This is a genomic window from Bacillus cereus group sp. MYBK15-3, from assembly GCF_051916765.1.
Lineage (GTDB): Bacteria > Bacillota > Bacilli > Bacillales > Bacillaceae_G > Bacillus_A > Bacillus_A cereus.
Genome location: NZ_JBQAHG010000005.1, coordinates 107,318 through 134,133, shown reverse-complemented (window position 1 = coordinate 134,133; position 26,816 = coordinate 107,318). Strand labels below are relative to the sequence as shown.

The following is a 26,816-nucleotide window of genomic DNA, read 5'->3' as shown; positions in this document are numbered from 1 at the left end:
TGAGCTCAAAAAAATATCCCTCTTTCAAAGAAGGGATATTTTTGAACATCTATTCTGTTTTAAAATGAGATACGAGTTGATCTAACTCTTCAACTGTTTGTTTCATTTTTCTAGCAGTTACTGTCATTTCATTCATAACAATAACTTTCTGTTCAGCAGATTGCGCCGTTGCGGCAGTTTCGCTGGATACTTCAGTAGAGATAGAAGCGATGTTATTAAGTGAAGCATTCATTTCTTCAGCACTTGCAGCCATTTCTTCAGCAGTTGCTGATATATCTTGCATTTGAGTAGATACTTTATTTACTTGTTCCACAATTGTTGTGAAAGAAGTACCAGCTTCACGAATAACATTGATACCTTCAAATGCTTCAGAACGGCCTTGAGACATCATAGAGCTAGCAGTTTCTGTATCATTTTGAATTTGATGTAGTAATTGATTAATGTCTGTTGCAGCTGTTTTAGATTGTTCAGCAAGTTTTCGAACTTCGTCAGCTACGACAGCAAATCCTTTTCCGTGCTCGCCAGCACGAGCTGCCTCAATAGAAGCATTTAAAGCAAGTAAGTTTGTTTGCTCAGCAATATTAGAAATAGATTGTACAGCAGTATCAATATATTTCGTATGAGTGATTAGACGTTCAACCACTTCTGACGTAGCATTTACAGCTTCGTGTATTGTTGTCATTTGTGAAACAGATTTTTGGATAACGGTACTTCCATCGCTAGCATGTTCAGATGTGGCAACAGCAAGTTCCGCTACAGATGAAGCAGATTCAGCGATACGCTGAACACTTACTGCCATATCGTCCATTGCAGTTGAACTTTCTTCCATACTAGAAGTTTGTGATTGAATACTTGCATTTAAGTTGGACATCGAGCTTTGGACTCTTAATGTCGCCTCACGTGATGTATTCGTTTTTTCCAGCATATTTTCAGAAGCGGTTTGTACTTCCACTGATGTTTTTTGAACACGATTAATGATATGTTGTAGGTTTTCTAACATTTTATTAAATGATGTTGCGATAGCACCTATTTCATCGTTGCTATTTACTTGTAGACGTGCCGTTAAGTCACCTTCTTCAGAGGCTAATTCTTTTAGTTTTGTATCAATTTGTTGAATTGGTTTCACAAGTTTACCAGAGAACCACCATGCAAGAATAATTGCAACGACAATACAAATAACAAGTGATAGAAAGACTGCATATTCAATTCCTAGTGAAGATTGATCAATTTGTTCAATAGATTGTTCACGTAATTTAGCTTGTTCATTACTGTAATTTGTGAAGTCACCAATTACTTTATAGACCGTTCCGTTTTCTGAAGAAGCTACTTGTAAAGCTTCTTCCCATTTTTGTTCTTTTGCAAGAGTGAATACTTTTTCTTCAACGAACTTTCTCCAAGTAGACCCTAATTCCATTGTACTTTTTACGGATGAAGAAAGATTTGGATTAGAAAGAAGTTTATCTTTTGAATCCTCAAGACGTTTACTCATCTCATTAAACTTGTCTAATTCGACTTGATCATGTTGTAGTAAATAACCTCTTAAAGCAGATAGCTGTACTTGATAAGCGTCTCCACGTTCTTTCAATTCTGTTGCCAGTGGAGAAATTTCTTTTTGTAATGTTTCAGCTTTACGAGATTGGTCAATAGCAAAAAATAAAATAAAAGCTAAGGCGATGCCAAATAAAGCGCAAATCGTTCCCATCATGAATATAAGTTTTTTTCTGATACTTACAAAATTCATATAATTAAAAGCCTCCTTTGTGAAATCTTAGTATTAGAATTAATAAATGTAAAAAATTGAAAGAAAGCTTTACTCCAGTTGGAATAAAGCTTTCTTATTTCCTTTAGGAATTATAGCAGACGGAATGAGAGATAGAAAGAGATATTTTAAAGTGAAAAAGGAGAACCTGTAAAACTTTCTTTCCTATACCTTTGAGCTCGTGTCATTTTCACTTTAAGCGTTTGTTTTGAAATGAGAGACGAGAACTTCAAGTTCTTGTACGATTGTTTTCATTTCAGATGATTTGTTAGCCACGATACTCATTTTGTTTACTTGATCACCAGCTGAATGTGCTGTTTGTGATGTTTCTGCAGCAACTTCATTTGAAATAGAGGCGATATTATTTAAAGCTGCGTTCATTTCTTCAGAGCTTGCAGCCATCTCTTCAGCAGTTGCAGACATTTCTTGCATTTGCGTAGAGACTTTGTTAATGTGGTTAACAATTTCTGAGAATGAAGATCCGGCAGTACGAATAACAGTAATTCCTTCAGAAGCTTCTGCTTGACCTTGTGTCATCATGTCATTTGCTATTTTAGTATCAGCTTGAATTTGATGCAGTAAATGGTTAATGTCAGTTGCGGCTAGTTGAGATTGTTCAGCAAGTTTTCGAACTTCATCAGCAACAACAGCGAATCCTTTTCCATGTTCACCAGCACGAGCTGCTTCAATAGAAGCATTTAAAGCGAGTAAATTTGTTTGCTCGGCGATATTCGAAATAGATTGAAGTGCAGTATCGATATGATTTGTATGTGTAATGAGTCGCTCAACTACTTGTGATGTAGCGTTAACAGCTTCGTTAATTGTGTGCATTTGTGTAATAGATTTCTCAATGACTTTATTCCCATCATCTGCTTTTTCTGAAGTTGTGACAGCTAAACTAGTAACAGAAGAGGCGGACTCAGCGATACGCTGAACACTTGTTGCCATGTCATCCATTGCAGTTGAACTTTCTTCAATGCTAGAAACTTGTGAACGAATATTGTGTTCAAGAGCATTCATAGTTTCTTGGGTCCTTGCGGTATTTTCCATAGAAGCAGTCGTTTCGATAAATACATTTTCGGAAGCTTCTTTTACACTTGTTGATGTTTGTTGAACTTGTTTTATTATATGCTGTAAGTTAGTGAGCATTTGATTAAAGGAATTTGCAATGTCACCTATTTCATCTTTACTTGTTACGTGTAATCTAGCCGTTAAATCTCCATCTTGAGAAGCTAATTCTTTTAACTTCTCATCAATTTGTCGAATTGGTTTAACGAGTTTACCAGAGAACCACCATGCTAATAAAATAGACGTTAATGTACATGTAATGAGTGAGAAGAAAATAATATATTGAATAAGTGATGAAGAAGACTCGACGTCAGCAATTAATGCGTCACGTTTCTCATTCTCTTCATTTGTATATTTATTAAAACGATCTAAAAGATCATTTACATAATCTGTTTGTGCTAAAGCAATTTTGGATGCTTCGTCCCATTTTCCTTCACGAGCAAGAGGTAGTACCTCATTATCTATGACGCTACGCCATTTTCCCCCCATTAAAATAGCTTCTTTCATTCCTTCTGGGAGCTTCTTGTCACTTGTTACTTTCTCTCTAGTATCAGCTAATTTTTTCCCTTCTCGGTTGAACTTATCTAATCCTTTTTGATCATGTGATAGTAAATATTCTTGTAAACCAGCAACTTGTGCTTGGAACCAATCGCCACGTTCTTTTAAAATCGTCGCTCTTTTTGATACATCATTTTTTAACGTTTCGATTTCACTTGCTTGATTCATGGCGAATGAAAGAATAACAATAAGAGCAATGCTAAATAAAGAAGAAATGCTTAAGAGTGTGAACAGTAGTTTTTTTCGAATACTAACATATTTCATCGTTACCCCTACCCTCATTTAAACTGTTTATTATGATTTATGGATATTTAAAACGAAATTAATAAAAACATTATTATGAAGTTATTAATCTGTTCAATGAAAATTATAGCAGATAATGGAAGGAGTCAGATTGGTATTAGAAAAAGTTCTTAAAATGTATACATTTGTATATCATAAAATTCATAAATAAATATTAGAAATGCTATTGAAATTTGAAATGACATCATGTATACTTCTAATTAGTTGATAACGATTATCAGTATCAACTAAAACATTACTCTTCGTTATGTTGGTCATACCCCTTTTTGACGGCGTAAGTCAGAGACGAAATGTTGAAATATCTTGTGTCCTATTCTACAGAATTATGGTAATCTCCAACCTCAACTTATATGCGTGAGCATGCAAAAAGGATCCTATCCGTGAAGGGATCCTTTTTTGCATGCTGTCGCAATTATTGTATATAGACCAGGGATACGTTCTTCGATTCCTTCCGGTGCAGTAGAAGGGAAGAGCCATCTTTGATGAGGTCCGTGTTCTTCAACTAGTTTTTCAATTTTAAAATGTTCTTCCGCGAGTGTTGTAATGATTTCTCCTAACGTCCAGCGACGGATGGTTGTTTTAGGTAGCGATTCTTTCTGTGCTTCTGTAAGAAGGATGCTATAAGCAACATCATCTTCAATTAATTCTTCATCGAAATAATTTCCACTTGCTCGAAATGATGGATGGTCTACTCCTAATAGCTTTGTGTATATTGGATGGTAATCGCGAAGGATAAGTATTCCACCGGGCTTTAGTAGTTGAGAGATTGTTGTAAAAAGTGGTTTTAAATCTAGAAAGTAATGAAGTACACCAAGTTCCAGTAATACGATATCAAATGATTTGGAGAGATTTACATCTAGTACATCAGAAACGATGTAATGAATAGAGACGCCTGCGGCTTCCGCAAGTTCATTTGCATATTTTGCATTACTTGCTGAAATATCAACAACTGTTACGTCAGCTCCTAAAAGAGCGAGTGCGACAGCTTTATTTCCTTTTGAGCCGAGTAAATTAATAATACATTTTCCTTTTGGAGATTGTATGTAAGGTAAATAATGTGCTACTTCGCGCGTGGGATCTTTCATGATTTTTTTCGCATAATCAGCTGGTGCCCCGTGGCGATTCGTCCAAGCTTCATAAGCAGCTGTATTCCAGCTTTTTTCATTTATAGTGCTTAGTTGTTTTTGGTTCAATGTTATCACTCCTTTTGTGAACGTATAGTTATTCGGCAGAGGGATGGGATTTCCTTTTCTTTCTGAATAAAAGTTTGATTTTTCTGTTATTAAGTCGTACAATACTTTTTATACGTAAAAGCGTTGAAAAGGAAAAGTAGGATGAACACATTCTTTCCAGAGAGCTTCGGTAGCTGAGAAGAAGCAAGAATATTCATTTGAACAATGGCCTTTGAGCTTCGTCCTGAACTTATCAAATGATAATAGTAGGCGGCGACGAGAGTTGGTACTCGTTATCAAAACCACAGTATAAGAGCATATAGCTCCGTACTTGTTAAGGCTAATTATGTGAGTAATTGGCGAAATAAGGTGGTACCGCGACTGTTTATACAGCCCCGCCCTTATCTTTTTTAAGATAAGGGCGGGGCTTTTTATATTTAAAAGGAGGAATGTAAGATGAGTATTTTTATTGGAGGCGCTTGGCCGTATGCAAATGGTTCGTTACACCTTGGCCATATTGCGAGTTTGTTACCTGGAGATATTTTAGCGCGTTATTACAGGGCAAAAGGTGAGAATGTGCTGTATGTTTCAGGGAGTGATTGTAATGGAACACCGATTGCAATTAGGGCAAAACAAGAAGGTGTGACAGCGAAAGAAATTGCTGATAAGTATCATGAAGAGTTCCAGCGATGTTTTCGTAGCCTTGGTTTTACTTATGATTGCTATACACGTACAGATAGTGAGCACCATCATGAAACGGTTCAAAATGTTTTTTTACGTTTATTAGAAGAAGGACATATTTATAAAAAAACAGTGGAACAAGCGTATTGTGAAACGTGTACGCAGTTTTTACCGGATCGTTATGTAGAAGGAATATGTCCACATTGCCATGAAGCAGCAAGAGGAGATCAATGCGATGCGTGTTCAGCTATTTTAGATCCACTCGATTTGTTAGAAAAGAAATGTAAGTTATGTGGTAGTACACCATCCGTACAGGAAACAGAGCATTTCTATTTTGCGTTGCATACATTTCAGCAGAAAATTAAAAAAGTTGTAGAAATCGCAAAAGAAAAAGGAACATGGCGTGATAATGCAATTCAATTAACAGAAAGATATGTAAAAGAAGGGTTACAAGATAGGGCAGTATCAAGAGATTTACCAATTGGGGTACCAATTCCAGTAGAAGGGTATGAAGATAAGAAAATTTACGTATGGATTGAAGCAGTGACAGGCTATTATTCAGCGAGTAAACATTGGGTTGAAGAAACAGGGAAAGATGATCAAGAGTTTTGGGCTAGCGAAGCGAAAACATATTATGTGCACGGAAAGGATAATATTCCGTTTCATTCCGTCATTTGGCCAGCGGTATTACTTGGAATAGGGGAGGAAGCAATCCCGCGTCATATCGTTTCGAATGAATATTTAACAGTTGAAAAAAGAAAATTATCTACAAGTAAAAACTGGGCAGTATGGGTGCCTGACATATTAGAACGCTATGATCCAGATTCTATTCGTTACTTTTTAACCGTCAACGCACCAGAAAATCGCGATACTGATTTTTCATGGCGGGAATTTATTTACAGTCATAATAGTGAATTATTAGGTGCATACGGGAACTTTGTGAACCGGACATTAAAGTTTATTGAAAAATATTATGGTGGTATCGTGCCGAAAGGAAGTATTGAAGTAGAGCTGAAAGATAAAGTAGAAGGATTATATAAACAGGTAGGAGAGGCGATTGAGCAAACTAAATTTAAGGTGGCGCTAGAGACAGTATTTGATACAGTACGTTTTGCAAATAAATATTTTGATGAAAAGCAGCCTTGGAAACAAAGAGAAGATGATCCAGTTTCATGTGAAGAAACGATTTATAACTGTGTGTATCTTATCGCTAATTTTGCCCATCTCCTTGAGCCATTTTTACCATTTTCAAGTGAAAGAGTTCGAAACACATTGTCGATTGTGAAACGAAATTGGGAACCGCAAAATACGTTGCCAAGTAGAATTGATAGCGTACAGCCATTATTTGAGCGAATCGATGTAAAACAAATTGAGCATGAGATAGAGAAGCTGTATGGAGCGGTAAAATGAGATAGAGAAAAAGACCTTTCAAGTAAATGAAAGGTCTTTTGTTATGCAGTATGGTTCTCTTTCTTATCTTTCAAAAAGAAAAGTACAGCAAGGATTACAAGAATAATAGCTGCAATATCATACGTTATTTTAAATGTAGTATTAAAGTTTAAGTACTCTACGAAAGGAGTTTTCACTGCTCCTGCATATATACAAACGGGAACGAGAAGTAAATCGTAAAATTTCTTTTCTTTCATATATCTTATTAGGAAGAAGATACACATAATAGCAAAAAATATGATGCTTAAAATAGTCATTTATACCTCCAGATAAATTTACTTATTTTAATTGCAGTTATATCTTTTATATAAATTCTGTATTTTTTCAAGCGCTATGCACGCGATTGTGTTTCCTTTCTTTCCTAGCCGTAAGCAGCTGAGGAGTGAAGATCCCAACCAATATAAAAATAATACCAATCCACTGCATGAACGTTACGACTTCATGTACAAGTGTAATAGAAGCGATAATAGCAGTTGGTAATTCAGCTGCACCTAATATCGTACTAAGCCCTGTTCCAACCTTTGGTACACCGATTGAAAAACAAATGACAGGTACAACAACGCCGAATAATCCGAGGAAGAAAGCATATTTCCATAGACCGGCTTGCAAAGCACCGTCTGTTAAAAAGGTTGGCGGAAAGAATAGGCATACGATAAGAGTAGCACTTGTTGTCATAAGAAAGCTTTTTGTATAAGGCGGAACATCTGTAGCGACGCGTCCGCTTGCAAAAACATAGAATGAAAAAGAGACAGCAGCTAATAGCCCAAAGATAATCCCTTTCGTAGAAAAACTTTGTCCGAGGCCTTCAAATACACCACCTGCAAACAATGTACCAGCAAATAAAATAAGGATAGATATGATCTTATCGCGACTTGGAAATGTTCGATTTGCAATGGCTTCGATAATGACACCAATCCAAGTGAACTGAAAGAGTAGGACGACAGCGATAGATGCGGGTAGTTCTTCTACAGAAATAGCATAAAAAATCCCAGTCATACTCATTGTTGTTCCGACGGTTAGTAATGAAAAGAATTGTTTTTTTGTTACTTTATGACGTGAAAAGAAAAGAACGAGTAGAAATAGTCCAATCCATCCGAAGACATATTGTCCCCCTAGTAGTTGATGTGCTGAAAATCCATTTATGAATCCGAGTTTGAAAATAGTTGAAAGTATGCCGTAGCTGCAAGCACCGAATAAAACGAGCAATGAATATTTAAACTTTTCCATAAAAAATCCTCCTTTTAAGTAATAAAAAACGCCCGCTATCCAAATAAGGATAACGGGCGAACGAAACAGAGTAAGACACTCTACAAAATTCCGCCACTCACACGTGAAGTATGAGTTTGGGATATGTAATTATAGTGAATGTTACATTGCTTTTGGGAATACAATGGAGCATTTTACACCTTGAGCTGTGTTTTGTATCCCGTAAGGAAACTGATGTTTATCTAATATTTGTTTCACGATATATAATCCAAGACCACTACCTTGTACTAAACCGTGTTTATCAGGGTTTGCGCGATAAAAAGGCTCAAATAAATGAGCAAGTTTATCTTCATCAATTTGTGAACCTGTATTTAATACTTCTAATGCGTAACCATTTGGTTTTTCATAAAGCTTTATATATACGTGCTGATGGTCAATTGTATAATGAATTGCATTTGAAATAATGTTAAAAATAGCAGTTTGAATAAATTTAGGATCAGCTAAAATTTGTACGTCGTGTTTAATATTAGATTGTACATTTAATTGTTTTACAGATACAAAGTAATCTACTTTCTTCATAACATCCTCAATAATATTAGATAAAGAAATGACTTCTAAATTCGGTTTAAATTGAGGGTTTTGTATTTTGGATAATTCCGACATTTTTTCCGTTAATATGTTAATGTCTTGCATCATCTCGTAGGAACGTTTCAAATACTTATCTCTATCTTTATAAGCTCCAATTCCGTGAATCATGCCATCTAGTTGTCCCATGACGGCTGCGATTGGTGTTTTTAATTCATGGGACACCATAGACATAAATTCTTTACGAGATTGTTCTAATTGTTGTTCCTTCTTGAGCTCGTTTCTTAAATCTTGATTGCTTGCATGTAAATTCTTCACAATATTTGGTACTTGTGAAGCAGCTACTTGCAAATTAAAATCTGTTTGATCTGCATTTTTGTTAAGTAGCTTTTTATCGGAGAAATCAAGATTCATAATATCTTTTAAAGCATCACTCATATATTGAAAAGGTTTGGCAATTAGTTTTGTATAAATTAAAGATCCGAGTAGTGATAATGCAAGCATTGTCGCGCCAATATGTGGAGCTAATTGCTGCAACGCATCTGCTAACTTTGGATTATCATTTGTATCATTTGTTTTACTTGCTGCATTTTGTGTATGTAAGGCATCATTATTAGCGGCTTTCTTTTCTGCTTCTGTAGGCGGATTAGAAGTGCTATTTTTCCCCGAAAGATTTTGTGTATGTTCTTTTGCCTTTGCAGTTTGGCTAGGCTGCAAAAGGTGATTGATAGCTGTAGAAAGAGATTTATAATCTATAATAGAAGATTGGAAATTAGAAATACTCCCCTTTGACACAGCTTTATTTTGCTTCGTTTTACTTCCGTCGTTTTGCTTATCTGAATCGGCCTGTTCTGTAGTCGGCGTTCCATTTTCTTTCGCAAAACGTTCTTTATCGTAGTTTGAAGCTAGAAAGTAAATAATTTGATAAAGACAAAGTGATAAAAGAATACAAAATAATAAGGTTTTGATGAAAATATTTTTGGTGATGTTGTCTTTGCTACGATTCGATTTTGTAGCCAATGCCTTTCACCGTTTTAATATAAGGAATTCCTAATTTTTTTCTTAAGTTTTTAATATGTGTATCTATAACTCTTACATCACCATAATGTTCATAGCCCCATACCTTATTCAACAAATCACTTCTTGATAATACTTTTCCTCGATTTTGCAGTAAAGTATAAATAATTTCAAATTCTTTTGTTGTCAATTCAATTTGATTACCATGAACATAAGCTGCATATGCTGTAGAGTTTAACATCAATTCATGGAATTGTAGTATAGTTGCAGCTTCTGCTTCCTTCGTTGCTGCCCTTCTTAATACAGCCTCTACACGCTTAATAAATACAGTGTAATGGAACGGTTTCGTAATATAGTCATCAATACCTAACTCAAATCCTTTAATTTCACTTTCTTCATTATGTAAGCCTGTTAACATAATGATTGGTACATCAGATTGTCCTCGCATAATTTTACAAATACTATAGCCATCTATATCTGGTAACATTACATCGAGGAGGACAAGATCGTATGAATTTTTTTGGAAAAGAAGAATACCTTCTGTTCCGGCACCAACTACATCAACGGTAAAGTTTTGTGCCATTAGAAATTCACGAATCAGTTCTTGTATATCTGGGTTGTCTTCAATCACCAGTATATGCGTCATAGTAACACCTCCTAAATAACGCTTTTTACTGCAATATTCGAATTCATCATTTTTCGAGTGACTCAGATTGTTTATACATATAATAAGCCCCCGCTATAAAATAATCATGAAGGTAGCAAGGGGAATAGTTTAGTGTTACTGAATAATTCAGAATTACAGTAGTTCTATTATAGTATGTATTATAAAATTTATAAAATATTATAACTGTATAATTTTAATATCTACGTTTATCAATGTTTAGATATTAGCTAATCAAATCTATTCCTATTATATATGTAAATACAGTTGTTTTGCTACTGTAAATGAATAAATAAAATAAGCCAAGACATAAAATTCTTGGCTACACATAAATCTTGTTTTTAGGCTATTTTACAGTGACAGTAGCTTGCTGCTGAACGCGCTCAAATAACCAGTGTATATCATTGTTATACATACGAATACAACCAAGTGTTGTCCATTTGCCGATTGCTTGATTATTGTTAGTTCCGTGAATCGCATAAGTTGTTCCGTAAGTTCCTGCCATATTTAATCCGAGCCAACGGTCACCAAGTGGATTACGTGGATCGCCGCCTTTAATTTTGCCTGTATAATAAGGGCGGTTTTTAATTTTATTTACGATTTGAAAAGTGCCTTTAGGTGTAGGTGTTGCAGCTTTTCCAGTAGCGACAGTAAAACTTTTTATAAATTTTCCATCCTGATAATAATCCATTTTATTTAACTGAGTGTCTACGATTAATTGATCTTTCGTTGTAGCTGCCTCTGCACTAGCGAATGGAAGAGTTAAAAATCCTAATGATAATAGTGCGCTTAATAATAATTTTTTCATTGTTATTCTCCTTTTACTATCGTAATAGTCTTACATACAATGAAGTTGTAATCCTCGTAATGCTTTATTTACATTTTCATCTAATGTTTCAAAGAATGTAGTGATTTTGCTGTTGTGTTTGTTGTTATCAATAAGTAATCTTTCATTTAATAAAAGCTCACCACGTAGGCCAAAACTTTGAACTTGAATATTTAGCTCATCTTCATTTTCAGAAATGATTGGTAAGAAATAGTGAAAAGCTTTTGTTGGAATGATGTAGCTTTTGCCAATCATGCTTTCTTGATTTGAATTAATCCATTTTTTCGTGACAATTTTAATATTCTTTTTTGAAACGATAAAAGATAGTGTTGTAGATTTTGTTAAACTTACGTCAAATTCACTTGTTTCACATATTTGTAAATTAAAAACGGTTTCATTTTGATGAGATTCAACATTTGTATTAATAAAATCGTGCATTTTATATGCTTCCATTTCGTATTCACCCTTTTTTCAATTTCGAAAAACGACTTATATTTATTCAAATTAATGCTTAGTCATATATTGGTTAAATTTTTCAACAAATTCCGATATAATCTTACAATACGTATATGAAGCTAATATGAAGTTAGCATGAGTTTGTGATGGTTTTTTATTGAGAACAAAATAAGAGAGCTTTTTTAGTGCTAAAAAATGGATGAAATCTGCATGTTATTAATGCGTCTTTTCGCTATTTCGACTTGGAAAATAATTTTTACTATTTAATAAAGAACGAAAATCATTAGTGTGACCCTTACAAAAATGTAATAAAAATGTAAGCTATTGTGATAGTTATTTCGACAATTTTTTTATACAATAATAGTAAGAAGTTGTACGGGATTGAAAGGAGAGATGACATGGAATGGATTCATGAATTATTTCAGCAATACGGGTATTATGTTGTACTTGTCGGCTTGCTGTTAGAATATATTGCACTTCCGTTTCCGGGAGAGCCAACATTAGCATATGCGGGATTTTTAGCACATAAGGGTGATTTAAGTTTACCGATTTTAATTATTCTATCCTTTATTGGGACAAGTGTAGGAATGACGATTCAATACTTTTTAGGAAATAAATTAGGTATGCCTTTCATTCAAAAGTATGGGAAATACGTATTTTTAACACAAAGAAAAATTGACTTAACGAGAATGTGGTTTGATAAGTATGGGTACTTCCTAATTTTTATTGGTTTCTTTATTCCTGGTGTACGTCATTTCACAGGATACTTTGCAGGAATTATTAATTTACCATTCCGTCGTTTTGCCATTACAATTTATTCAGGCGCTCTATTTTGGGTATCATTCTTCTTAATCGGTGGTTACTGGTTAGGTGGAAACTTACATGATATCTTTGGAGTGCTAGAAGGTCATATCGGTAAAATTATTTTTGGAGTTATTGTGATTGTAGCGGTTACGTTAGGTATTCGTTTCCGTAAGCAGTTAAAACGAGTATTACTACAAAACGCAAGCTAATATGAAATCCATTCTATGTCAGAATTTAGGAAGGCAGTGCAAAAGCACTGCCTTTTTTATTTTATTTTTAAGACTATGTTTAATGCACATTTTACATTCTTTATAGGAATTTGATACAGGATAAGAAATAAGTGTCTTGTCAATTATTATAGTCGTAATGACAATTATAATTGACAAATATAAGGATATTATTTACAATTTTAATTAAATAAATGAAAAAGAGGGAAGACATGAAGCTTCAAAATCGAGTGAGGGAATTGCGAGCAAAGCATCGTTTATCACAAGGGGATTTAGGGAAAGCGATTGGATCATCACGGCAAACGATTAGTTTAATTGAGCGTGGGGATTATGCACCATCTATCGTATTGTCGTTAAAAATCGCACAAATTTTCAATGTACCGGTGGAGGAAATATTTACGTTAGTAGAGGGGGAAGAGGACGATGAAGAGTAAGCGAAAAAAACAATTTGATTCTGTGGGGAAAATAGCATTAAGTATGATGGGTGGCTTTTTAACGTCTTATATAGCTTTAAATTTACTCTCGGATGAACCGAGAAAATTATCATCCAATACATTTATAGGTATATGTACTATTTTTGGAATCTTAATGATGTACTATACTTGGAAGAATACACGTATGTTAGCAGAGGCACGCGATGAAGAAGAGAGCGTACAAGGCAGAAAATTAGGCATTATAAGTATATATTTACGTGTAGGTGATATAGTTACGCAGGCATGGTTTGTATATGCAGTTATTACATGTAGACGTGCACTGTTGCAGGATACAAATGTTTCATTTGCGGTGTGGAATTTAGTAGCTTCTATTGCTTGTTTAACTACTGTAGTAATTATCGGACTCATAACAAAAAATCGTTATAATAAGCTATATCCTGAACAAGGTGTAACGTATATGGAATCTATGAAAATGTGGACGAAAAACGCAGATGAAGGATTAAAGCACATTGTGCATGAGGCTGGATATAAAGCATATGAATTTACGAATACAATATTGGCATATGTATGGTGGGCTGCCGTTATATATACAGCTGCTAGTAATATCGATTTTGTATTAATTGGCTTAATCTCATTTATTTGGATATTGCATCTTGGGAAGTTCATGTACGAAATGCAGAGGAAAATGATTTATTAAGGGGAGAAAAAGGTGGATATTTTAAGAAGGCCAGCTGGCTCAATGACAGTGGCGCTAATTCTGTCCATTTTATACGGAGTAATCCGAACTGGGAAATTAGAAGTAATTTTGAACCTATGGGCAATAGTTGGAATTTTTTTATTAGTGTTAGCCATTCATGAGCTAGGACATGTAGTATTTGGTGTAATAGGTGGTTTAACATTTAAATTTATGACAGTAGGACCCATTACTATTCAAAAAGAAAAGGGAAAATTACGCATTCGAGAAAATAAATTATGGGCTTACTTTGGAGGCGTTGCAACACTAGTACCACCTTCTATAGAGACACCGAATCTTTCGAAAAAGTGGGCATGGCTCACTTTAGGTGGACCGATTACGAGTTTACTGTTTGGTATTACTTCCGGTTACATATACATGGTGAGTTATTATCAATATCTTTTATATTTTTCCTTTTTCCATTTTGCAATCTTTGCGGTTACAATTGTGCCGATAAAAGGAACGCTTATGAGTGATGGGATGCAATTTCTTATTTTAATTAAAGATGATGAAAGAGCTAGAAATCATTTATATGAGATTCAAATATCGAGTGAGTTATTTAGTTATAAAAGACCGAAAGATTGGGATGAAAGATTAGTAGAATTGAGTGAGGAGAAAATAAAAGAGAATAAAGGGATAAGAGAGATAATGAGTAGACTTATGCTTGTCTTTTTGGCTCGTGCAGATCAAGAGGGAATGGAAAGAGCGATACCGTATATAGAAAGAATTGTTCAACTACCTGTAACGAAAGAAAATAAGTTTTTCGTTAGTAGTTTTCATAGTTGGTATCTTTTATATAAAGCCCTTTATCAGATGGATAGTCTTTCTTTGCAAGAAGCAAAGGAACATGCAAAGGCTATTACAAAAATGGACTTAAACGGATATTATCGTACACAAGGAATTATCAAATATTTAGAGAATGATCTAGAAGCTTCCCATACTTATATGAAGAAAGCTGATAAAGAATTAAAGAGCGCCGAGAAGAGTGAGATTGGATATTTACAATTAGAAAGAGAATGGTTTGAGCAGTTGAAGGTGAGGGTATCTTACGATGGATGAGGTATCCTCTTTTTTATATGTCATCTTATGCCGTTCCATAAATAGCCTGGGGCGAGTAAAATGAGATAAGAAGAGCAAAGCTTGGAGGAAGTAAATATGGAAATTTTATCAATTATTTTGATAGTCTTGCTCATTTATGTTGTTTTTAAAGTGGCATATGTAGCATTAAAGATACTCGCGATCCTATTAATTATCTTTTTAATCGTAGAGTTCGGCAGTAAGTTGCTTGGGGGATAGGGTATATTGTGCGTTTCGAGTGTCGAAGGTTGTCGTTAAATCGATATCTTGTGTTGAACCGTTGATATAATGAAAAAATCGTTGATATAAGTGGAGAAATGATCGATATATTTGAGAAATCGTTGATATATTTTAGTGAATACGAAGTGGGGTATGTGGAAAAGAAGTTGCCGTTGGGTAGCTTCTTTTTATTGTAGTGGCAGGGTATAGAGCATAAATAGGTTGCCGAAAATTGCCGGTAAGTCGATATCCTGTGTCGAATGGTCGATATAATGAAAAAATCGCTGATATAAGTGGAGAAATCGCCGATATATATGGAGAATCGCTGATATAATCCGGTTGGTACTGGATGGGGTATGTGAGAAAGAAGTTGCCGTGAGGGTAACTTCTTTTTATCGTGATGCGGGGATATGCAAAACAATATAAAAAGCTGGAAGAGTATCTTCCAGCTTAAGAGTTACTTTCAATTTGACGACCGCTATCTTCTTCAGTGTCTTGTAATAGGTTGAATACGTCTGCTAGGCAGAATGCAATGAACCAAGTCCATAGACCGTGGAAGAAAGCTGAGCTTAATTGAAGTGGTAATGTATAGTTTGTCATTGAGTAGGAAATACATCCACCAACGATTCCGATCATTGTTAATAACATTGTTTTTTGAGCATTTTCTTCTGGATTGAAGAGGAAGTAAATGTATCCGCCTAAAATTGAAGCGCTTACAAGCGTTTCGATTCCATTAAAGATGATATTCTCTCCAAGCTGAGTGTTTGTCCAGAAGCAGATTGTTCCGCCGATAATAGCAAACAGGACAGCTATTGTATATCGTATATATTGATTCATATGTTCATCTCCCTATGTAATAAGATGATTTGGAAGTCAAAAAGGTAGGTATAGTATATTGAAGTGAGTTTTAATTGTACGTATCTTTTTATAAAAAGATCATTGAAGAGTAACTAAGATGATCGGTTGTTTAAACCGTTACGTGTATGGTGTCTGAAATATACCCGACTGCTCGTTTCTTTTTGCTTGTAAAATAAGAGAAACTTCCAAGTCTATATACTCTTTTTTTGTGAGTCTGCTTTCATTATAACACATTTAGGGACATAATAATAGAATTATCTGATTTTGTAATAAGTGTAAAAAATAAAAAGCGTAAGGAAATACCATTAACGGTGCAGTTTAGTGGAAGAAGGATTTTAATTTATTATGATGAAATATGTAATCAAGGTGAGATCTAAGAATGAGGCTTAAATACTATAAAAAATGTTTTATAGCATGAATGTAAGGGAGGAGAGCTAACTTGGAGTTCACAACAGAAAGATTAATAATTAGACCTTTTAAGAGTACTGATTTACAGGATGTATTTGCTATTTATAATAGTGATGATACATGTAAGTTCCTATTACATAATAAGTGGACTCATGAAGATATGCAGGAAAGATTTAATAAGAAGCTAGCAAATAATGTACTTACTAAAGAAAGAATATTAAGTTTGGCAGTTATATACAAAACTAAAGTAGTTGGTGATTTATCAATATGGTACACAAATATGAAAGACACTGTTGAGATTGGTTATAGTTTTTCAAATGAAGTAGCTGGGAGAGGTTTGGCAACAGAAGCAGTAAGTAGTTTGGTATTGAAATTATTTAATGAATGTAATGTACATCGTATACAGGCTAATCTTGATGCACGTAATACAGCTTCACAAAAATTGTGTGAACGAATAGGCATGAGAAAGGAAGCCCATTTCATACAAGATTTTTGGAATAAAGAGGAATGGACAGATAGTATTGTATATGGAATGCTATCCTCCGATTTGTAGTAATAAACTTAGTGATTTTATTATGCTAAAAGGTACGTTAGTTGAATAACAAAGGGCATAACATATTATATATGACTAATATGTTATGCCCTTTAATTTATTAACCTGTTTTATATGCGTTTGAAACGGCCGACAATTTCAACTGTTTCAGTAATGTTCATAAATGCTTTGTTATCCACTTGACGGATAATACGTTTCATTTCGCCTAACTCATAGCGAGTCACGACAGTGTAAATCATTTTTTTCTTATGGTTTGTATAGCCGCCGACAGCGTCTACCATTGTCACCCCGCGTATGCCGTGATGTAGTAGTGCGCTTTTTATTTCCTCGCCTTTTTCTGTAATAGTCATTATCGTTAATTTAATATGTTTCGTATGCACAGCGTCGATAACTTTGCTGACTACAAATCGACTAATTAACGTATAAAGTGTAATATCCCATCCGAAAATAAAACCTGCTGCTACAAGTAAGATTAAGTTGAATACAAATATGATTGCTCCAATTGAAACATCTCGATATTTCGCTACAATCAATCCAACAACATCAAAACCACCTGTTGAAGAAGCAAATCGGAATATAATTCCTGAAGCTGCTCCGCAGATAACACCACCGAATACAGAAGAAAGTAAAATATCGTCTGAAACTTGGTGTACCGGGATAATGTTCATCGCTAACGATGACACAGCTACAAAGTAAGCTGTTAAAAAGGTTGTCTTCTTGCCTAAGTAAAAGTGACTTAAAATAAGAAGAGGAATGTTTAGTAAAAAGATAAGTGCACCGATATTGTAGTGCATTAAATAACCGATAATCATCCCTACACCAGCGAATCCACCGCTAATCATATTATGCGGGATAAAAAACATATTCATAGAAATTGCATACAAAATAGAAGCTATAAAAATAACAACCAACTGTATCATAAATTCTAAGTGAAATGTTTTAGCTGCTGGGAAGGATAAAAAGGCGGTGTCGGGAACGTAATCGGCGTCTCCTAGTTGACCCATAGTATGTTTCATCTCCATATTCATTTTTGATTACAAGAAGAGAATAAAGGTTTTTTCAAAAACTGGCAATAGTTTTATTATAATGCAAAAATTTTATAAATTTCTAATAAATCAAGCCTATTCATTGATGTGTGTGAATATGCTAAAGAAAGCGAATACAACGTTTCTTAATTATTGTTTTCTTGAGAAAATATGCAAAATACTTTTTTTGAAAATAAAAGGAAATAGAGAATATTTGCCCGATGTGCTAAAATGACCTTATTAAGGATGTGAAGCGATGGAATTTTTATTGCAGGATGCAATTCTATATATATCGTTTGTAACGACAGCACTTTGTTTATTAGAAGTTTTCTTCCTTGCTAATGTTTCTCGCTTTGTGCGTCAACAAGCATCAAGCGGTAGACAAAGAGCTTTTGCGTTGGTTGATACATGTGAAGATAGTGCGGGAAATGTACCGCTATTTTCAATTTTTTATAAATATGGAATGATTCGTTCTGTACGCAGACAAGAATCAAGTGAAGAGAATGATGAGGTTGGTCCGTATACACCAATGTTTCGCTAAATAATTACGAAACATTGGAGGAATGAACATGTTAAAATCATACCGAGCTGCGCTCATTAGTTTATCAGTAGTACTTGTTTTTGTTTTATCTGGCTGCAGTAATGCAGGCACAATTGATTCACATAGTACGGGAATATGGAACCATTATTTCGTATATCCAATCTCGTATATGATTCAATTTGTTGCTCATCATATACCGGGAGCTAGCTTCGGGGTTGCTATCATTATTATGACGCTCGTTATTCGTTCAGCTATGATTCCATTAGCTGTTTCGCAATATCGCAGCCAAGCGAAAATGAAGAAAATGCAACCTGAATTGCAGAAGCTAAAGAAAAAATACGGTGATGTAAGCAAAGACCTTGAAAAACAAAAGCAGTATCAAAAAGAAATGTCAGAACTAATGAAATCAGGCGGTTGGAATCCACTTGCTGGTTGCTGGCCAATTTTTATACAAATGCCGATTTTCTCTGCTTTGTATTATGCGATTAGCAGAACGGAAGAGATTCGCACATCTTCGTTTTTATGGGTGAACCTAGGACATGCAGATCCATATCATATATTACCGATTATTGCAGCGTTAACGACATTTATTCAGATGAAAGTTTTCCAATCGAATATTACACCTGGAGAACAAGTACAGATGCTAAAGATGCAGCAAATTATGATGCCAGCAATGATTCTATTTATGGGGTTTGCGGCGCCATCAGGACTTGTGTTGTACTGGATAACAGGTAACTTATTTACAATGACACAAACAATTGTATTAAGAAAAATAATGGAACGTGAAGAGTTACAATTACAAAAAGCATAGAGAAACACCGCTCATTACGAGCGGTGTTTTTTATTTGAATCGTTAAGGAAATTTTAAGAAACCAATATTACTATTGGCGTTGTATACGAAAGTGTACATGCTTTAGAAATATGAAGGAGGGAATTTCCTATGAAGAAGAAAACAGTTGGTTATTTAGCGATTGCAGGTGCTTTATCATTCGGAATCATTGGAGGAGTCGGTGTTCCGGCATTCGCGGCAACAAATACTCCAACAGCTGAGCAAGCGACAAAAACAGCGAAAAAAGATTTAGATGCCGCTACAAAACAAAAAGTAAAAACGATTATGGACGATACAAAGAAACAGTTACAGGAGCTAGGTGTAAAGCTTCCAGAAAAAGAAAAACGTAAAGAAATGTTTGCGGGATTAGATGAACAGGCGAAAGAAAAAGCGAAGTCGATTTTAGAGCAAGAAAAGTCTGGGAAATTAACACGAGAACAAGCAAAAGAGGAATTAACAAAGTTAGGCGTAAAAATGCCGGAGAAAGGTAAGCGTGGAGACATGTTTGCTAACTTAGATGAACAGGCGAAAGAGAAAGCGAAGTCGATTTTAGAGCAAAAGAAATCTGGAAAATTAACGCATGAGCAAGCAAAAGAGGAATTAACAAAGCTAGGCGTGAAAATGCCGGAGAAAGGTAAACATGGAGACATGTTTGCTAACTTAGATGAACAGGCAAAAGAAAAAGCAAAGTCAATTTTAGAGCAAAAGAAATCTGGAAAATTAACGCATGAGCAAGCAAAAGAAGAATTAACAAAATTAGGTGTGAAACTTCCAGAGAAAGAGAAGCATGAAGACATGTTTGCAGGATTAGATGAAGCAACAAAAACAAAAGCAAAAGCGATTTTAGACAATGAAAAGAAACAATTAGAGGCATTGAATGTTGATTTACCGCACCATAAGTTTTTTATGAAAAAAGATGAGAAATAATTGAATGAAGTCGTATCTTTCGTGTGGGCAACCGAAAGGTACAGGCGTGAGGGGGCTTTCTTTTGAAAGACCCCCTTTTATTGTTGGCGTTTTTTGTTGGTAAATCGATATATTTGAAAAATCGCTGATATAATTTTTACAGCTACACTGCTCCAAAGATACGAGGGAATTAGAGAAATGTTACAGCTTCTGTTATAATATAAGAAGATAAATATTTCCTATGTTATATAAAAAATATATTGATTTTTTCTAACAATTCAATATAATGAACAATAACTACAAAATTCGACATCAAGAAGTGATGATGAGGACACGATCAATTTTTTACGATTCTCAGAGAGGGAAGCCTTTGGCTGTGAGCTTCCTAATACGGAAAAATGGATTACCACCTCTGAACTGCAGCAGTGAACGAGCATCTAGTAATTGCTTGCCGGCAAAAACCGTTATTTAGACTTGAGAAATTGGTGAAGTGTATTACTTTACGAATTGAAACAAGGGTGGAACCACGAATACAACACTCGTCCCTTTTTTAGGGAGGAGTGTTTTTTTATTTCATTTTTGCATCACACTAGGATTGGAAGGAGGATACGCAGCATGCATCATGATGAGAAGAACAAAATTGGTTTAACAGTAGCACTTTCTATCGTAGTAGGAACGATTATTGGATCTGGTGTGTTTATGAAACCAGGGAGCGTATTAGATTACTCGGGGAGTTCTAATATGGCCATTCTTGCTTGGATAATTGGTGGTCTGTTGACGCTAGCAAGTGGTTTAACAGTAGCTGAAATTGGAGCGCAAATCCCGAAAAATGGTGGGTTGTATACGTATTTAGAGGAGATTTACGGAAGTTTTTGGGGATATTTATCAGGTTGGATGCAAACAATTGTTTATGGACCTGCTATTATCGGAACATTAGGTTTATACTTTAGTTCTTTAATGATTAATTTTTTCTATTTAGATAAAGTGTGGAATTTACCAATCGCAATTGGAACGGTTGTGTTCCTTGGCGTTGTAAATAGCATGGGAACAAAATACGGAGGTATCGTTCAAACAATCACGACAATTGGGAAGATGATTCCGATTGTGTTAATTGTTGTGCTAGGTTTCTGGAAAGGGAATAGCGATATTTTTAACGTAGTTGTGCCGATATCGGAAAATCAAAGTATCGGTATGGCAATTTTAGCAACGTTATTTGCTTATGACGGCTGGATTTTACTTGCTTCGATTGGTGGAGAAATGAAGAATCCAACAAAGTTATTACCGAAAGCAATGACAGTAGGGATTTTAATCGTAACGGCTGCTTACGTATTAATTAACTTGGCGTTATTAAATGTATTACCAGCAGCAAAAATTGTAGACCTTGGAGAAAATGCAACAGCGACAGCTGCAGGCATGTTACTTGGAGAATATGGCGGAAAAATTATTAGTATCGGTATTATCGTTTCTATTTTCGGCTGTTTAAATGGAAAGATTTTAACGTTCCCACGTATCCCAATGTCTATGGCAGAGCGTGGACAACTTCCATTTTCTAAGTTTATTGCAAAGGAAAGTCCGAGATTTAAAACACCAGCAAATGCGATTACTGTTGAAATTATTTTAGGAATTATTTTAATGATTATTAGTGATCCAAATAAGCTATCTGAGATTTCCGTATTCATTATTTATATTTTCTATGTAATGACGTTTATTGGTGTCTTCATTTTAAGAAAACGTAATAAGAATAAAGAGCGTGCATATAGTGTACCGTTATTCCCAATCGTACCAATTGTAGCGATTTTAGGTTCGTTCTTTGTAATTGGTAGTGCGATTATTAACGATCCAGTAAGTTGTTTCTTATCGATTGGAATTGTATTTACGGGACTTCCGGTGTATTGGTACTTGAATAAGAAGAAAGAAACAGAATGATGAAAAGGTAGGCGTATTATACGCCTACCTTTTTTACTGTAAAAAAATTGTACTTGCGTCCATTTTCTATTTTGGTTACTATAGTCGTAGTAACCAAAATAGAAAGCGTGGGGAAAGACTTGAATTTTCGTGTTTATATTTTAGCTATCGCGGCTTTTGTAGTCGGAACGGTTGAGCTAATTATAGGAGGAACGCTCGATTTAGTTGCCAATGATTTAGGAGTATCTATTAGTGCAGCTGGTCAGCTTATAACAATATTTTCGGTAGTATTTGCTTTGTCAGGTCCAGTTTTATTAGCTTTGACAGGGAAGTTTGAAAGAAAAACATTGTATGTTGGAGCATTATCGATTTTCTTAATCGGAAATATTATTTCGGCATTTAGTGTGAATTACGGAATGCTGATGTTCTCAAGGGTTATTTGTGCGGCCAGTGGTTCATTAATTATTGCACTATCGGTAACACTTGCTTCTAGTGTAGTAGAACCGCATTTTCGTGCGCGTGCAATTGGAATCATTTTTATGGGAATTAGTGGATCACTCGTACTTGGAGTACCGCTTGGTCTTGTACTTGGAAATGCATACGGATGGCGTGCACCATTTGTATTAATTTCGGTATTAACAGTTATGGCAATTGCTTGTATTTCATTATTCTTAACGAAAGTACCACCGACATCGGTATTATCAATAAAAGAACAACTTGCTACTTTAAAAGATAAAAAAATTGTAAGTGCACAGTTAACATCATTTTTGTTTTTAACAGGGCATTTAACATTGTATGCATATTTAACACCGTTTTTAAAAGATGTCATGCATGTTGAAGCAAACTGGATTAGTGTGTTTTACTTTATTTTCGGAATCGCAGCAGTAATTGGTGGCGGATTCGGTGGCTGGCTTGCTGATAAATGGGGATCGAAGAAAAGTATTATTTCTATCATTATCGTATTTGCGTGTGCAATCTTCATACTGCCATTAATGACATTCTCATTCCCGCTCTTCATCATTATGATGGGACTTTGGAGTATGCTGAGCTGGGCGATTTCACCAGCGCAACAAAACTATTTAATTGAAATTGCACCAGAATCAGCTGGTATTCAGCAAAGTTTAAATAACTCTGCCCTTCACTTAGGGATTGCGCTCGGTTCAACAGTAGGCGGAGTTGTTATTGAAAAATCATCTGTTATATATAACGCTTGGGTAGGCGGTGGCTTTATTATATTAGCTCTGCTTTGTGCGATTTTCTCGATTACAAGAGGACGTTCTACTCAGTTTGCAAAAGAAGAATCTATCGTTTGATAGGTTCTTTTTTTTGTAAAAAATTGCAGGTTTTAGTAGATGTATGGAGAACGTTGTATATAGCGAGGTGATGGATATGTATACGAATTTTTCAATTATTGGTCTTCTAATTTCAATGCTCCCCTTGTTTCTTATTATTCTTGCACTTAGATGGGTTCGTTTCATCTATAAAAATTCAGAGAAACAGGTAGAGCAAAATGAGAAAATCATTGAGCTGTTGATGGAGATAAAGGAACAAAACGAAAAGGAGTCTAAGTGAAAAACTAGACTCCTTTTTATTATTTAATTAGTATCTTAATTTCATTAACAAACTCTTAATTTCCTCATCTTCCATAAAGAGGTCATGGTGTTTCTGGGTAATCTTTGCAAGTGCAACGTCGTGATAGAAAAATTCTGTAAAGAACTTCACGAAAGGTTGTGACATTGTTTTCATCGCTTGCCATGACTCTTGTTCTACACCAGCAAATAAAATTTCACGATCGTCAACGATGAGTAGCAAATAGCGCTCTAATGCATTAGGTTCTTCAGCTGGGATTAGAAAATGCATGTTTTCTAAGTCTGTTTCTACTTCTCCAACAATAAGGGATTCAATTTGAACACCTTGTTTTGCTTTTTGTTCTAGTAAAGGAAGATATTCTAAAAGAGTATCATTCCAAGCTGAAATACGGATTGATTCTTTTGCACTTTCAATGAGTTCCTTACTTTGAACTCGAATAGAAGATTGCATTTTTAAGCTCCACACACGGTCATCTGTAAATGATTTTTTTGATATATTTGTTTCCAGTTCTTTAATATTTGATTGGAATTCTGTCGTTAATTTTTCAATTGCTAGCTTTAGTGGTAATGCTGTATACAGTTTTTTCTTTTCTGAAACAGAATCCATTACCATTCCTTTATCGATTAGGCGTGCTAGCACTTCATATATTTTTGCTTTTGGAACACCTGAATGCTTCACAATCGTTGTAGCATCTAATGGTTCATTGCTTGATACGACAACTTCATAAGCTTGGCTTTCATATTGTGAGAAACCGAATTTTTGTAACATAGTTCCCTCCGAACGAATGAGATTATATTTTAAGGATAATGAACTATTTGTTTTTGCACAAGTGGTAGTCCGTTTTCTAATTGTATTAAGGTGAGAATTAATTTCAATTTTTTAATTTTATCTATTATACTTAATATAATGATTAATAAGATTTTAATTTAATGCGAAGGGGATGCTGGGGGGAAGATGTTAAGAAGTTTACGTTTAAAAATTGCGGTAGTGTTTTCAGTTCTTATTTCTATGATGTTCGTAATATTGGGTACAGCTGTGTATCAATTACAGAAAGAAAAGGAAGTGCGTTCCTTAGACGAGTATTCTCAAAATGCGATGGATCTTGTAACAGAGCAACTTACGACATTTGTTCAAAGAACGGATGAAGATATGGGGTATTACGCGAACAGTGAGATGATTCGTAATATACTTCAAGGTGGGGTTACTCCAGAAGAGGAAGCGTTTTTAACGAAAGAGTTTGCGGAGTATAAAAAGAATCATCCTGGTATTTTAGATTTATATATTGGTACGAAAGATAAAAAAACATTAAGTGCCAATCTTGCTGAAGGTGGGCAAGTGCCAGAAGGATACGATCCAACGACAAGACCATGGTATAAAGATTCAGAGGCTGATGTAAAAAAGGTCCATTGGGGACAACCTTCTTATGAAATTGCAACAGGAAAGTTAAGTGTAGGTGTTTCTAAAGCAATTACAGCTCAAGATGGATCTGTATTAGGCGTTGTTGCGATGGATGTATCGCTTGGGACGATTCAGAAGTTGCTTCACAATATTCAATACAATAATGACGGAGAAATGTTTATTATAAATGATAAAAATATGGCTCTTGTTTATCCAGAAAAGATAGGAAAAGATGTTTCTAAAGAGCCACTTATAAAGAGCTTAAATAAAGAGGTAACAAAATATGCGGTCACTACAATAAAAGGTGAAGATGTAGTTGTTTACAGTCAATCATTTGATACGATGAAATGGACGATAGGAATCTTTTATCCGAAAGAAACGATCGATGGGCTATTAAATAGTACGAGAAATACAGTTATTATAATGGCATGTATTAGTTTATTAGTTGGAATCGTAGCTTCCTACTTGTTCTCAAGAAGATTAGCAAGACCACTGCAACTATTAAAGAATCACGTGCAAAAAGTAGCAGAAGGCGATTTAACGCTGCGAATGAAAGTGACAAGTAAAGATGAAGTTGGAGAGTTGACTAAGCACTTTAATGATATGGTTGAACAAATGAATGAAATGGTAAGTAAAATTAAAAACAGCGTATCAACGGTGCAACAATCAACGAATAGTTTACACTATTTAACGAATGAAACAGTAGCGGCTAGTAGAGAAGTTTCAGGTGCAATGGATGATGTGAGCGGAGGAGCTTCTACTCTTGCGAATAGTGTGGATGAAGTTTCAGCTCAGCTCGAGAATATGGCGGAGTCAGTGGAACAAATGAATAGCTCCGTTGGTGAAATAAAAGGAGTGGCTGGCAAAGCGGAAGAGGCATCTAAGCAAGGATTAAATACAATGAGGAATTTAATCCGTACGAGGGGACAATCATCGTCGATTGTTGTTCATACAGAAGAAGCATCGGATAAGTTAGAACAAAGAGTTGGATCGATTCAAAATGTTGTTGAGCTTATAAAAGGCATTTCGGATCAAACAAATTTACTTGCTTTAAATGCATCGATTGAAGCTGCCCGTGCAGGTGAGCAAGGTAAGGGATTTGCGGTTGTTGCTGAAGAGGTTCGGAAATTAGCGGAACAATCAAAAGAGGCAACCGGAGAAATCACAACGATGATTGGTGATGTGCAAGTAGAAGTAAAAAGAGTTGTAGAAGTTGTAAGTAAATTGAAAGACATTGCAGATGTGCAAAATAAAGTGACGACAGAGGCGGAAATAGAGTTCCGCACAATTATGTCAGTCGTAAATACGATTAGTACTTCAGTTGAAAAAATTGTAGAAGAGGTACATAACATAGGTTACGAGCAAGGGGAAATTACAGCGGTAATGCATACAATTGCTGGTACGAGTCAAGAAAGTGCAGCTGTTTCTGAAGAGGTACATGCTGCAACGGAATCACAGGTGAATCATTTAGAAAAGGTAGCTCACACGATGGAAAGTTTGACAGAACATATGAGAGATTTAGAAAGATTAGTCGAGCAGTTTAAAGTGGAAGAGTAACATATTAG

At 35.1% G+C, this 26,816-nt stretch carries 26 protein-coding genes and 2 other annotated features; of the genes, 14 read left to right on the top strand and 12 right to left on the bottom strand.

Annotated elements, in window-relative coordinates; translation table 11 throughout:
• Positions 1 to 49: 49 nt before the first annotated feature.
• The 3 genes from ACTFR8_RS20675 to ACTFR8_RS20665 form a co-directional block, all read right to left on the bottom strand.
• Positions 50 to 1,741 carry a methyl-accepting chemotaxis protein gene (locus ACTFR8_RS20675; RefSeq protein WP_001012188.1) on the bottom strand — a complete coding sequence of 564 codons (1,692 nt, stop codon included), beginning with the start codon at positions 1,739 to 1,741 and terminating at the stop codon, positions 50 to 52.
• 213 nt (positions 1,742 to 1,954) lie between these two features.
• Positions 1,955 to 3,649: a methyl-accepting chemotaxis protein gene (locus ACTFR8_RS20670; protein ID WP_000878438.1), complete on the bottom strand. Its 1,695-nt coding sequence runs from the start codon at positions 3,647 to 3,649 to the stop codon at positions 1,955 to 1,957.
• Positions 3,650 to 4,062: 413 nt separating this feature from the next.
• Entirely contained in the window at positions 4,063 to 4,881 is an 819-nt protein-coding gene (locus ACTFR8_RS20665; RefSeq protein ID WP_044584967.1) for a class I SAM-dependent methyltransferase, read from the bottom strand.
• A gap of 114 nt (positions 4,882 to 4,995) precedes the next feature.
• Positions 4,996 to 5,266, top strand: a binding site (T-box leader).
• Positions 5,267 to 5,316: 50 nt separating this feature from the next.
• Between ACTFR8_RS20665 and metG the strand changes: the two genes are divergently transcribed.
• Positions 5,317 to 6,951 (top strand): methionine--tRNA ligase, encoded by a 1,635-nt coding sequence (gene metG, locus ACTFR8_RS20660; protein WP_000021562.1) that lies wholly within the window; start codon positions 5,317 to 5,319, stop codon positions 6,949 to 6,951.
• A 41-nt stretch (positions 6,952 to 6,992) separates the two neighbouring features.
• Here metG and ACTFR8_RS20655 read toward each other — a convergent pair whose 3' ends face one another.
• The 6 genes from ACTFR8_RS20655 to ACTFR8_RS20630 all read right to left on the bottom strand — a co-directional run bounded on the left by ACTFR8_RS20655 (position 6,993) and on the right by ACTFR8_RS20630 (position 11,741).
• Positions 6,993 to 7,247 carry a hypothetical protein gene (locus ACTFR8_RS20655; RefSeq protein ID WP_000154124.1) on the bottom strand — a complete coding sequence of 85 codons (255 nt, stop codon included), beginning with the start codon at positions 7,245 to 7,247 and terminating at the stop codon, positions 6,993 to 6,995.
• Between the two features lie 67 nt (positions 7,248 to 7,314).
• Positions 7,315 to 8,217 carry an EamA family transporter gene (locus ACTFR8_RS20650; RefSeq protein WP_000410486.1) on the bottom strand — a complete coding sequence of 301 codons (903 nt, stop codon included), beginning with the start codon at positions 8,215 to 8,217 and terminating at the stop codon, positions 7,315 to 7,317.
• Between the two features lie 141 nt (positions 8,218 to 8,358).
• Entirely contained in the window at positions 8,359 to 9,801 is a 1,443-nt protein-coding gene (locus ACTFR8_RS20645) for a sensor histidine kinase (protein ID WP_000201959.1), read from the bottom strand.
• Positions 9,779 to 10,444, bottom strand: a complete 666-nt coding sequence (locus ACTFR8_RS20640; protein ID WP_000148833.1) for a response regulator transcription factor — start codon at positions 10,442 to 10,444, stop codon at positions 9,779 to 9,781. The genes ACTFR8_RS20645 and ACTFR8_RS20640 overlap by 23 nt, the downstream gene beginning before the upstream one ends.
• Before the next feature lie 364 nt (positions 10,445 to 10,808).
• Complete coding sequence (locus ACTFR8_RS20635; protein ID WP_000735058.1) at positions 10,809 to 11,270, bottom strand: L,D-transpeptidase; 462 nt, start codon at positions 11,268 to 11,270, stop codon at positions 10,809 to 10,811.
• 30 nt (positions 11,271 to 11,300) lie between these two features.
• The gene (locus tag ACTFR8_RS20630; protein WP_000388768.1) at positions 11,301 to 11,741 is read right to left on the bottom strand and encodes a DUF3978 family protein; all 441 of its coding nucleotides are present in this window, start codon (positions 11,739 to 11,741) and stop codon (positions 11,301 to 11,303) included.
• A 401-nt stretch (positions 11,742 to 12,142) separates the two neighbouring features.
• Between ACTFR8_RS20630 and ACTFR8_RS20625 the strand changes: the two genes are divergently transcribed.
• The 5 genes from ACTFR8_RS20625 to ACTFR8_RS20605 all read left to right on the top strand — a co-directional run bounded on the left by ACTFR8_RS20625 (position 12,143) and on the right by ACTFR8_RS20605 (position 15,238).
• Positions 12,143 to 12,757: a DedA family protein gene (locus ACTFR8_RS20625; RefSeq protein ID WP_000454754.1), complete on the top strand. Its 615-nt coding sequence runs from the start codon at positions 12,143 to 12,145 to the stop codon at positions 12,755 to 12,757.
• A gap of 230 nt (positions 12,758 to 12,987) precedes the next feature.
• Entirely contained in the window at positions 12,988 to 13,209 is a 222-nt protein-coding gene (locus ACTFR8_RS20620; RefSeq protein ID WP_000776168.1) for a helix-turn-helix transcriptional regulator, read from the top strand.
• Positions 13,199 to 13,906, top strand: coding sequence for a DUF3169 family protein (locus tag ACTFR8_RS20615; RefSeq protein WP_000837716.1), 708 nt, complete (start codon positions 13,199 to 13,201; stop codon positions 13,904 to 13,906). The genes ACTFR8_RS20620 and ACTFR8_RS20615 overlap by 11 nt, the downstream gene beginning before the upstream one ends.
• Before the next feature lie 42 nt (positions 13,907 to 13,948).
• Positions 13,949 to 15,001 carry a site-2 protease family protein gene (locus ACTFR8_RS20610; RefSeq protein ID WP_033685826.1) on the top strand — a complete coding sequence of 351 codons (1,053 nt, stop codon included), beginning with the start codon at positions 13,949 to 13,951 and terminating at the stop codon, positions 14,999 to 15,001.
• A 96-nt stretch (positions 15,002 to 15,097) separates the two neighbouring features.
• Complete coding sequence (locus tag ACTFR8_RS20605) at positions 15,098 to 15,238, top strand: DUF3985 family protein (protein WP_000404758.1); 141 nt, start codon at positions 15,098 to 15,100, stop codon at positions 15,236 to 15,238.
• A gap of 450 nt (positions 15,239 to 15,688) precedes the next feature.
• On the opposite strand, the gene ACTFR8_RS20600 is transcribed toward ACTFR8_RS20605, so the two are convergent.
• On the bottom strand, positions 15,689 to 16,075 hold the full coding sequence (locus tag ACTFR8_RS20600) for a DUF3938 domain-containing protein (protein WP_001077776.1): 387 nt from the start codon (positions 16,073 to 16,075) through the stop codon (positions 15,689 to 15,691).
• Between the two features lie 460 nt (positions 16,076 to 16,535).
• Here ACTFR8_RS20600 and ACTFR8_RS20595 point away from each other — a divergent pair, with 460 nt between their 5' ends.
• A complete protein-coding gene (locus ACTFR8_RS20595) occupies positions 16,536 to 17,057 on the top strand; it encodes a GNAT family N-acetyltransferase (protein WP_000397297.1) in 522 nt (173 codons plus the stop codon).
• A gap of 110 nt (positions 17,058 to 17,167) precedes the next feature.
• Here ACTFR8_RS20595 and ACTFR8_RS20590 read toward each other — a convergent pair whose 3' ends face one another.
• Positions 17,168 to 18,061: a YitT family protein gene (locus ACTFR8_RS20590; protein WP_000530044.1), complete on the bottom strand. Its 894-nt coding sequence runs from the start codon at positions 18,059 to 18,061 to the stop codon at positions 17,168 to 17,170.
• Between the two features lie 277 nt (positions 18,062 to 18,338).
• Here ACTFR8_RS20590 and ACTFR8_RS20585 point away from each other — a divergent pair, with 277 nt between their 5' ends.
• The 6 genes from ACTFR8_RS20585 to ACTFR8_RS20560 all read left to right on the top strand — a co-directional run bounded on the left by ACTFR8_RS20585 (position 18,339) and on the right by ACTFR8_RS20560 (position 23,835).
• Positions 18,339 to 18,623: a hypothetical protein gene (locus ACTFR8_RS20585; protein WP_000394930.1), complete on the top strand. Its 285-nt coding sequence runs from the start codon at positions 18,339 to 18,341 to the stop codon at positions 18,621 to 18,623.
• A 28-nt stretch (positions 18,624 to 18,651) separates the two neighbouring features.
• The gene (locus ACTFR8_RS20580; RefSeq protein ID WP_000920519.1) at positions 18,652 to 19,434 is read left to right on the top strand and encodes a membrane protein insertase YidC; all 783 of its coding nucleotides are present in this window, start codon (positions 18,652 to 18,654) and stop codon (positions 19,432 to 19,434) included.
• A gap of 129 nt (positions 19,435 to 19,563) precedes the next feature.
• Complete coding sequence (locus ACTFR8_RS20575; RefSeq protein WP_044584965.1) at positions 19,564 to 20,379, top strand: hypothetical protein; 816 nt, start codon at positions 19,564 to 19,566, stop codon at positions 20,377 to 20,379.
• Between the two features lie 292 nt (positions 20,380 to 20,671).
• Positions 20,672 to 20,908, top strand: a binding site (T-box leader).
• Positions 20,909 to 20,973: 65 nt separating this feature from the next.
• Positions 20,974 to 22,284: an APC family permease gene (locus tag ACTFR8_RS20570; protein WP_000546299.1), complete on the top strand. Its 1,311-nt coding sequence runs from the start codon at positions 20,974 to 20,976 to the stop codon at positions 22,282 to 22,284.
• A gap of 107 nt (positions 22,285 to 22,391) precedes the next feature.
• Positions 22,392 to 23,576: an MFS transporter gene (locus tag ACTFR8_RS20565; protein WP_033697573.1), complete on the top strand. Its 1,185-nt coding sequence runs from the start codon at positions 22,392 to 22,394 to the stop codon at positions 23,574 to 23,576.
• A 76-nt stretch (positions 23,577 to 23,652) separates the two neighbouring features.
• On the top strand, positions 23,653 to 23,835 hold the full coding sequence (locus ACTFR8_RS20560) for a hypothetical protein (RefSeq protein WP_000288473.1): 183 nt from the start codon (positions 23,653 to 23,655) through the stop codon (positions 23,833 to 23,835).
• Between the two features lie 27 nt (positions 23,836 to 23,862).
• On the opposite strand, the gene ACTFR8_RS20555 is transcribed toward ACTFR8_RS20560, so the two are convergent.
• Positions 23,863 to 24,621 (bottom strand): TrmB family transcriptional regulator, encoded by a 759-nt coding sequence (locus ACTFR8_RS20555; protein ID WP_000939479.1) that lies wholly within the window; start codon positions 24,619 to 24,621, stop codon positions 23,863 to 23,865.
• A gap of 186 nt (positions 24,622 to 24,807) precedes the next feature.
• On the opposite strand from ACTFR8_RS20555, the gene ACTFR8_RS20550 reads away from it, so the two are divergent.
• Positions 24,808 to 26,808, top strand: a complete 2,001-nt coding sequence (locus ACTFR8_RS20550; RefSeq protein ID WP_000946355.1) for a methyl-accepting chemotaxis protein — start codon at positions 24,808 to 24,810, stop codon at positions 26,806 to 26,808.
• The last annotated feature ends 8 nt before the right edge of the window (positions 26,809 to 26,816 follow it).

Excerpts from the sequence above, each read along its gene's own strand:
- ACTFR8_RS20585 (WP_000394930.1), top strand. The coding sequence starts at position 18,339 with ATGGAATTTTTATTGCAGGATGCAATTCTATATATATCGTTTGTAACG.
- ACTFR8_RS20630 (WP_000388768.1), bottom strand. The coding sequence starts at position 11,741 with ATGGAAGCATATAAAATGCACGATTTTATTAATACAAATGTTGAATCT.
- ACTFR8_RS20655 (WP_000154124.1), bottom strand. The coding sequence starts at position 7,247 with ATGACTATTTTAAGCATCATATTTTTTGCTATTATGTGTATCTTCTTC.
- ACTFR8_RS20615 (WP_000837716.1), top strand. The coding sequence starts at position 13,199 with ATGAAGAGTAAGCGAAAAAAACAATTTGATTCTGTGGGGAAAATAGCA.
- ACTFR8_RS20560 (WP_000288473.1), top strand. The coding sequence starts at position 23,653 with ATGTATACGAATTTTTCAATTATTGGTCTTCTAATTTCAATGCTCCCC.
- ACTFR8_RS20610 (WP_033685826.1), top strand. The coding sequence starts at position 13,949 with ATGACAGTGGCGCTAATTCTGTCCATTTTATACGGAGTAATCCGAACT.
- ACTFR8_RS20675 (WP_001012188.1), bottom strand. The coding sequence starts at position 1,741 with ATGAATTTTGTAAGTATCAGAAAAAAACTTATATTCATGATGGGAACG.
- ACTFR8_RS20600 (WP_001077776.1), bottom strand. The coding sequence starts at position 16,075 with ATGAATCAATATATACGATATACAATAGCTGTCCTGTTTGCTATTATC.
- ACTFR8_RS20650 (WP_000410486.1), bottom strand. The coding sequence starts at position 8,217 with ATGGAAAAGTTTAAATATTCATTGCTCGTTTTATTCGGTGCTTGCAGC.
- ACTFR8_RS20640 (WP_000148833.1), bottom strand. The coding sequence starts at position 10,444 with ATGACGCATATACTGGTGATTGAAGACAACCCAGATATACAAGAACTG.
- ACTFR8_RS20575 (WP_044584965.1), top strand. The coding sequence starts at position 19,564 with ATGAAGAAGAAAACAGTTGGTTATTTAGCGATTGCAGGTGCTTTATCA.
- ACTFR8_RS20550 (WP_000946355.1), top strand. The coding sequence starts at position 24,808 with ATGTTAAGAAGTTTACGTTTAAAAATTGCGGTAGTGTTTTCAGTTCTT.
- ACTFR8_RS20670 (WP_000878438.1), bottom strand. The coding sequence starts at position 3,649 with ATGAAATATGTTAGTATTCGAAAAAAACTACTGTTCACACTCTTAAGC.
- ACTFR8_RS20620 (WP_000776168.1), top strand. The coding sequence starts at position 12,988 with ATGAAGCTTCAAAATCGAGTGAGGGAATTGCGAGCAAAGCATCGTTTA.
- ACTFR8_RS20625 (WP_000454754.1), top strand. The coding sequence starts at position 12,143 with ATGGAATGGATTCATGAATTATTTCAGCAATACGGGTATTATGTTGTA.
- ACTFR8_RS20555 (WP_000939479.1), bottom strand. The coding sequence starts at position 24,621 with ATGTTACAAAAATTCGGTTTCTCACAATATGAAAGCCAAGCTTATGAA.
- ACTFR8_RS20580 (WP_000920519.1), top strand. The coding sequence starts at position 18,652 with ATGTTAAAATCATACCGAGCTGCGCTCATTAGTTTATCAGTAGTACTT.
- ACTFR8_RS20570 (WP_000546299.1), top strand. The coding sequence starts at position 20,974 with ATGCATCATGATGAGAAGAACAAAATTGGTTTAACAGTAGCACTTTCT.
- ACTFR8_RS20635 (WP_000735058.1), bottom strand. The coding sequence starts at position 11,270 with ATGAAAAAATTATTATTAAGCGCACTATTATCATTAGGATTTTTAACT.
- ACTFR8_RS20605 (WP_000404758.1), top strand. The coding sequence starts at position 15,098 with ATGGAAATTTTATCAATTATTTTGATAGTCTTGCTCATTTATGTTGTT.
- metG (WP_000021562.1), top strand. The coding sequence starts at position 5,317 with ATGAGTATTTTTATTGGAGGCGCTTGGCCGTATGCAAATGGTTCGTTA.
- ACTFR8_RS20590 (WP_000530044.1), bottom strand. The coding sequence starts at position 18,061 with ATGGGTCAACTAGGAGACGCCGATTACGTTCCCGACACCGCCTTTTTA.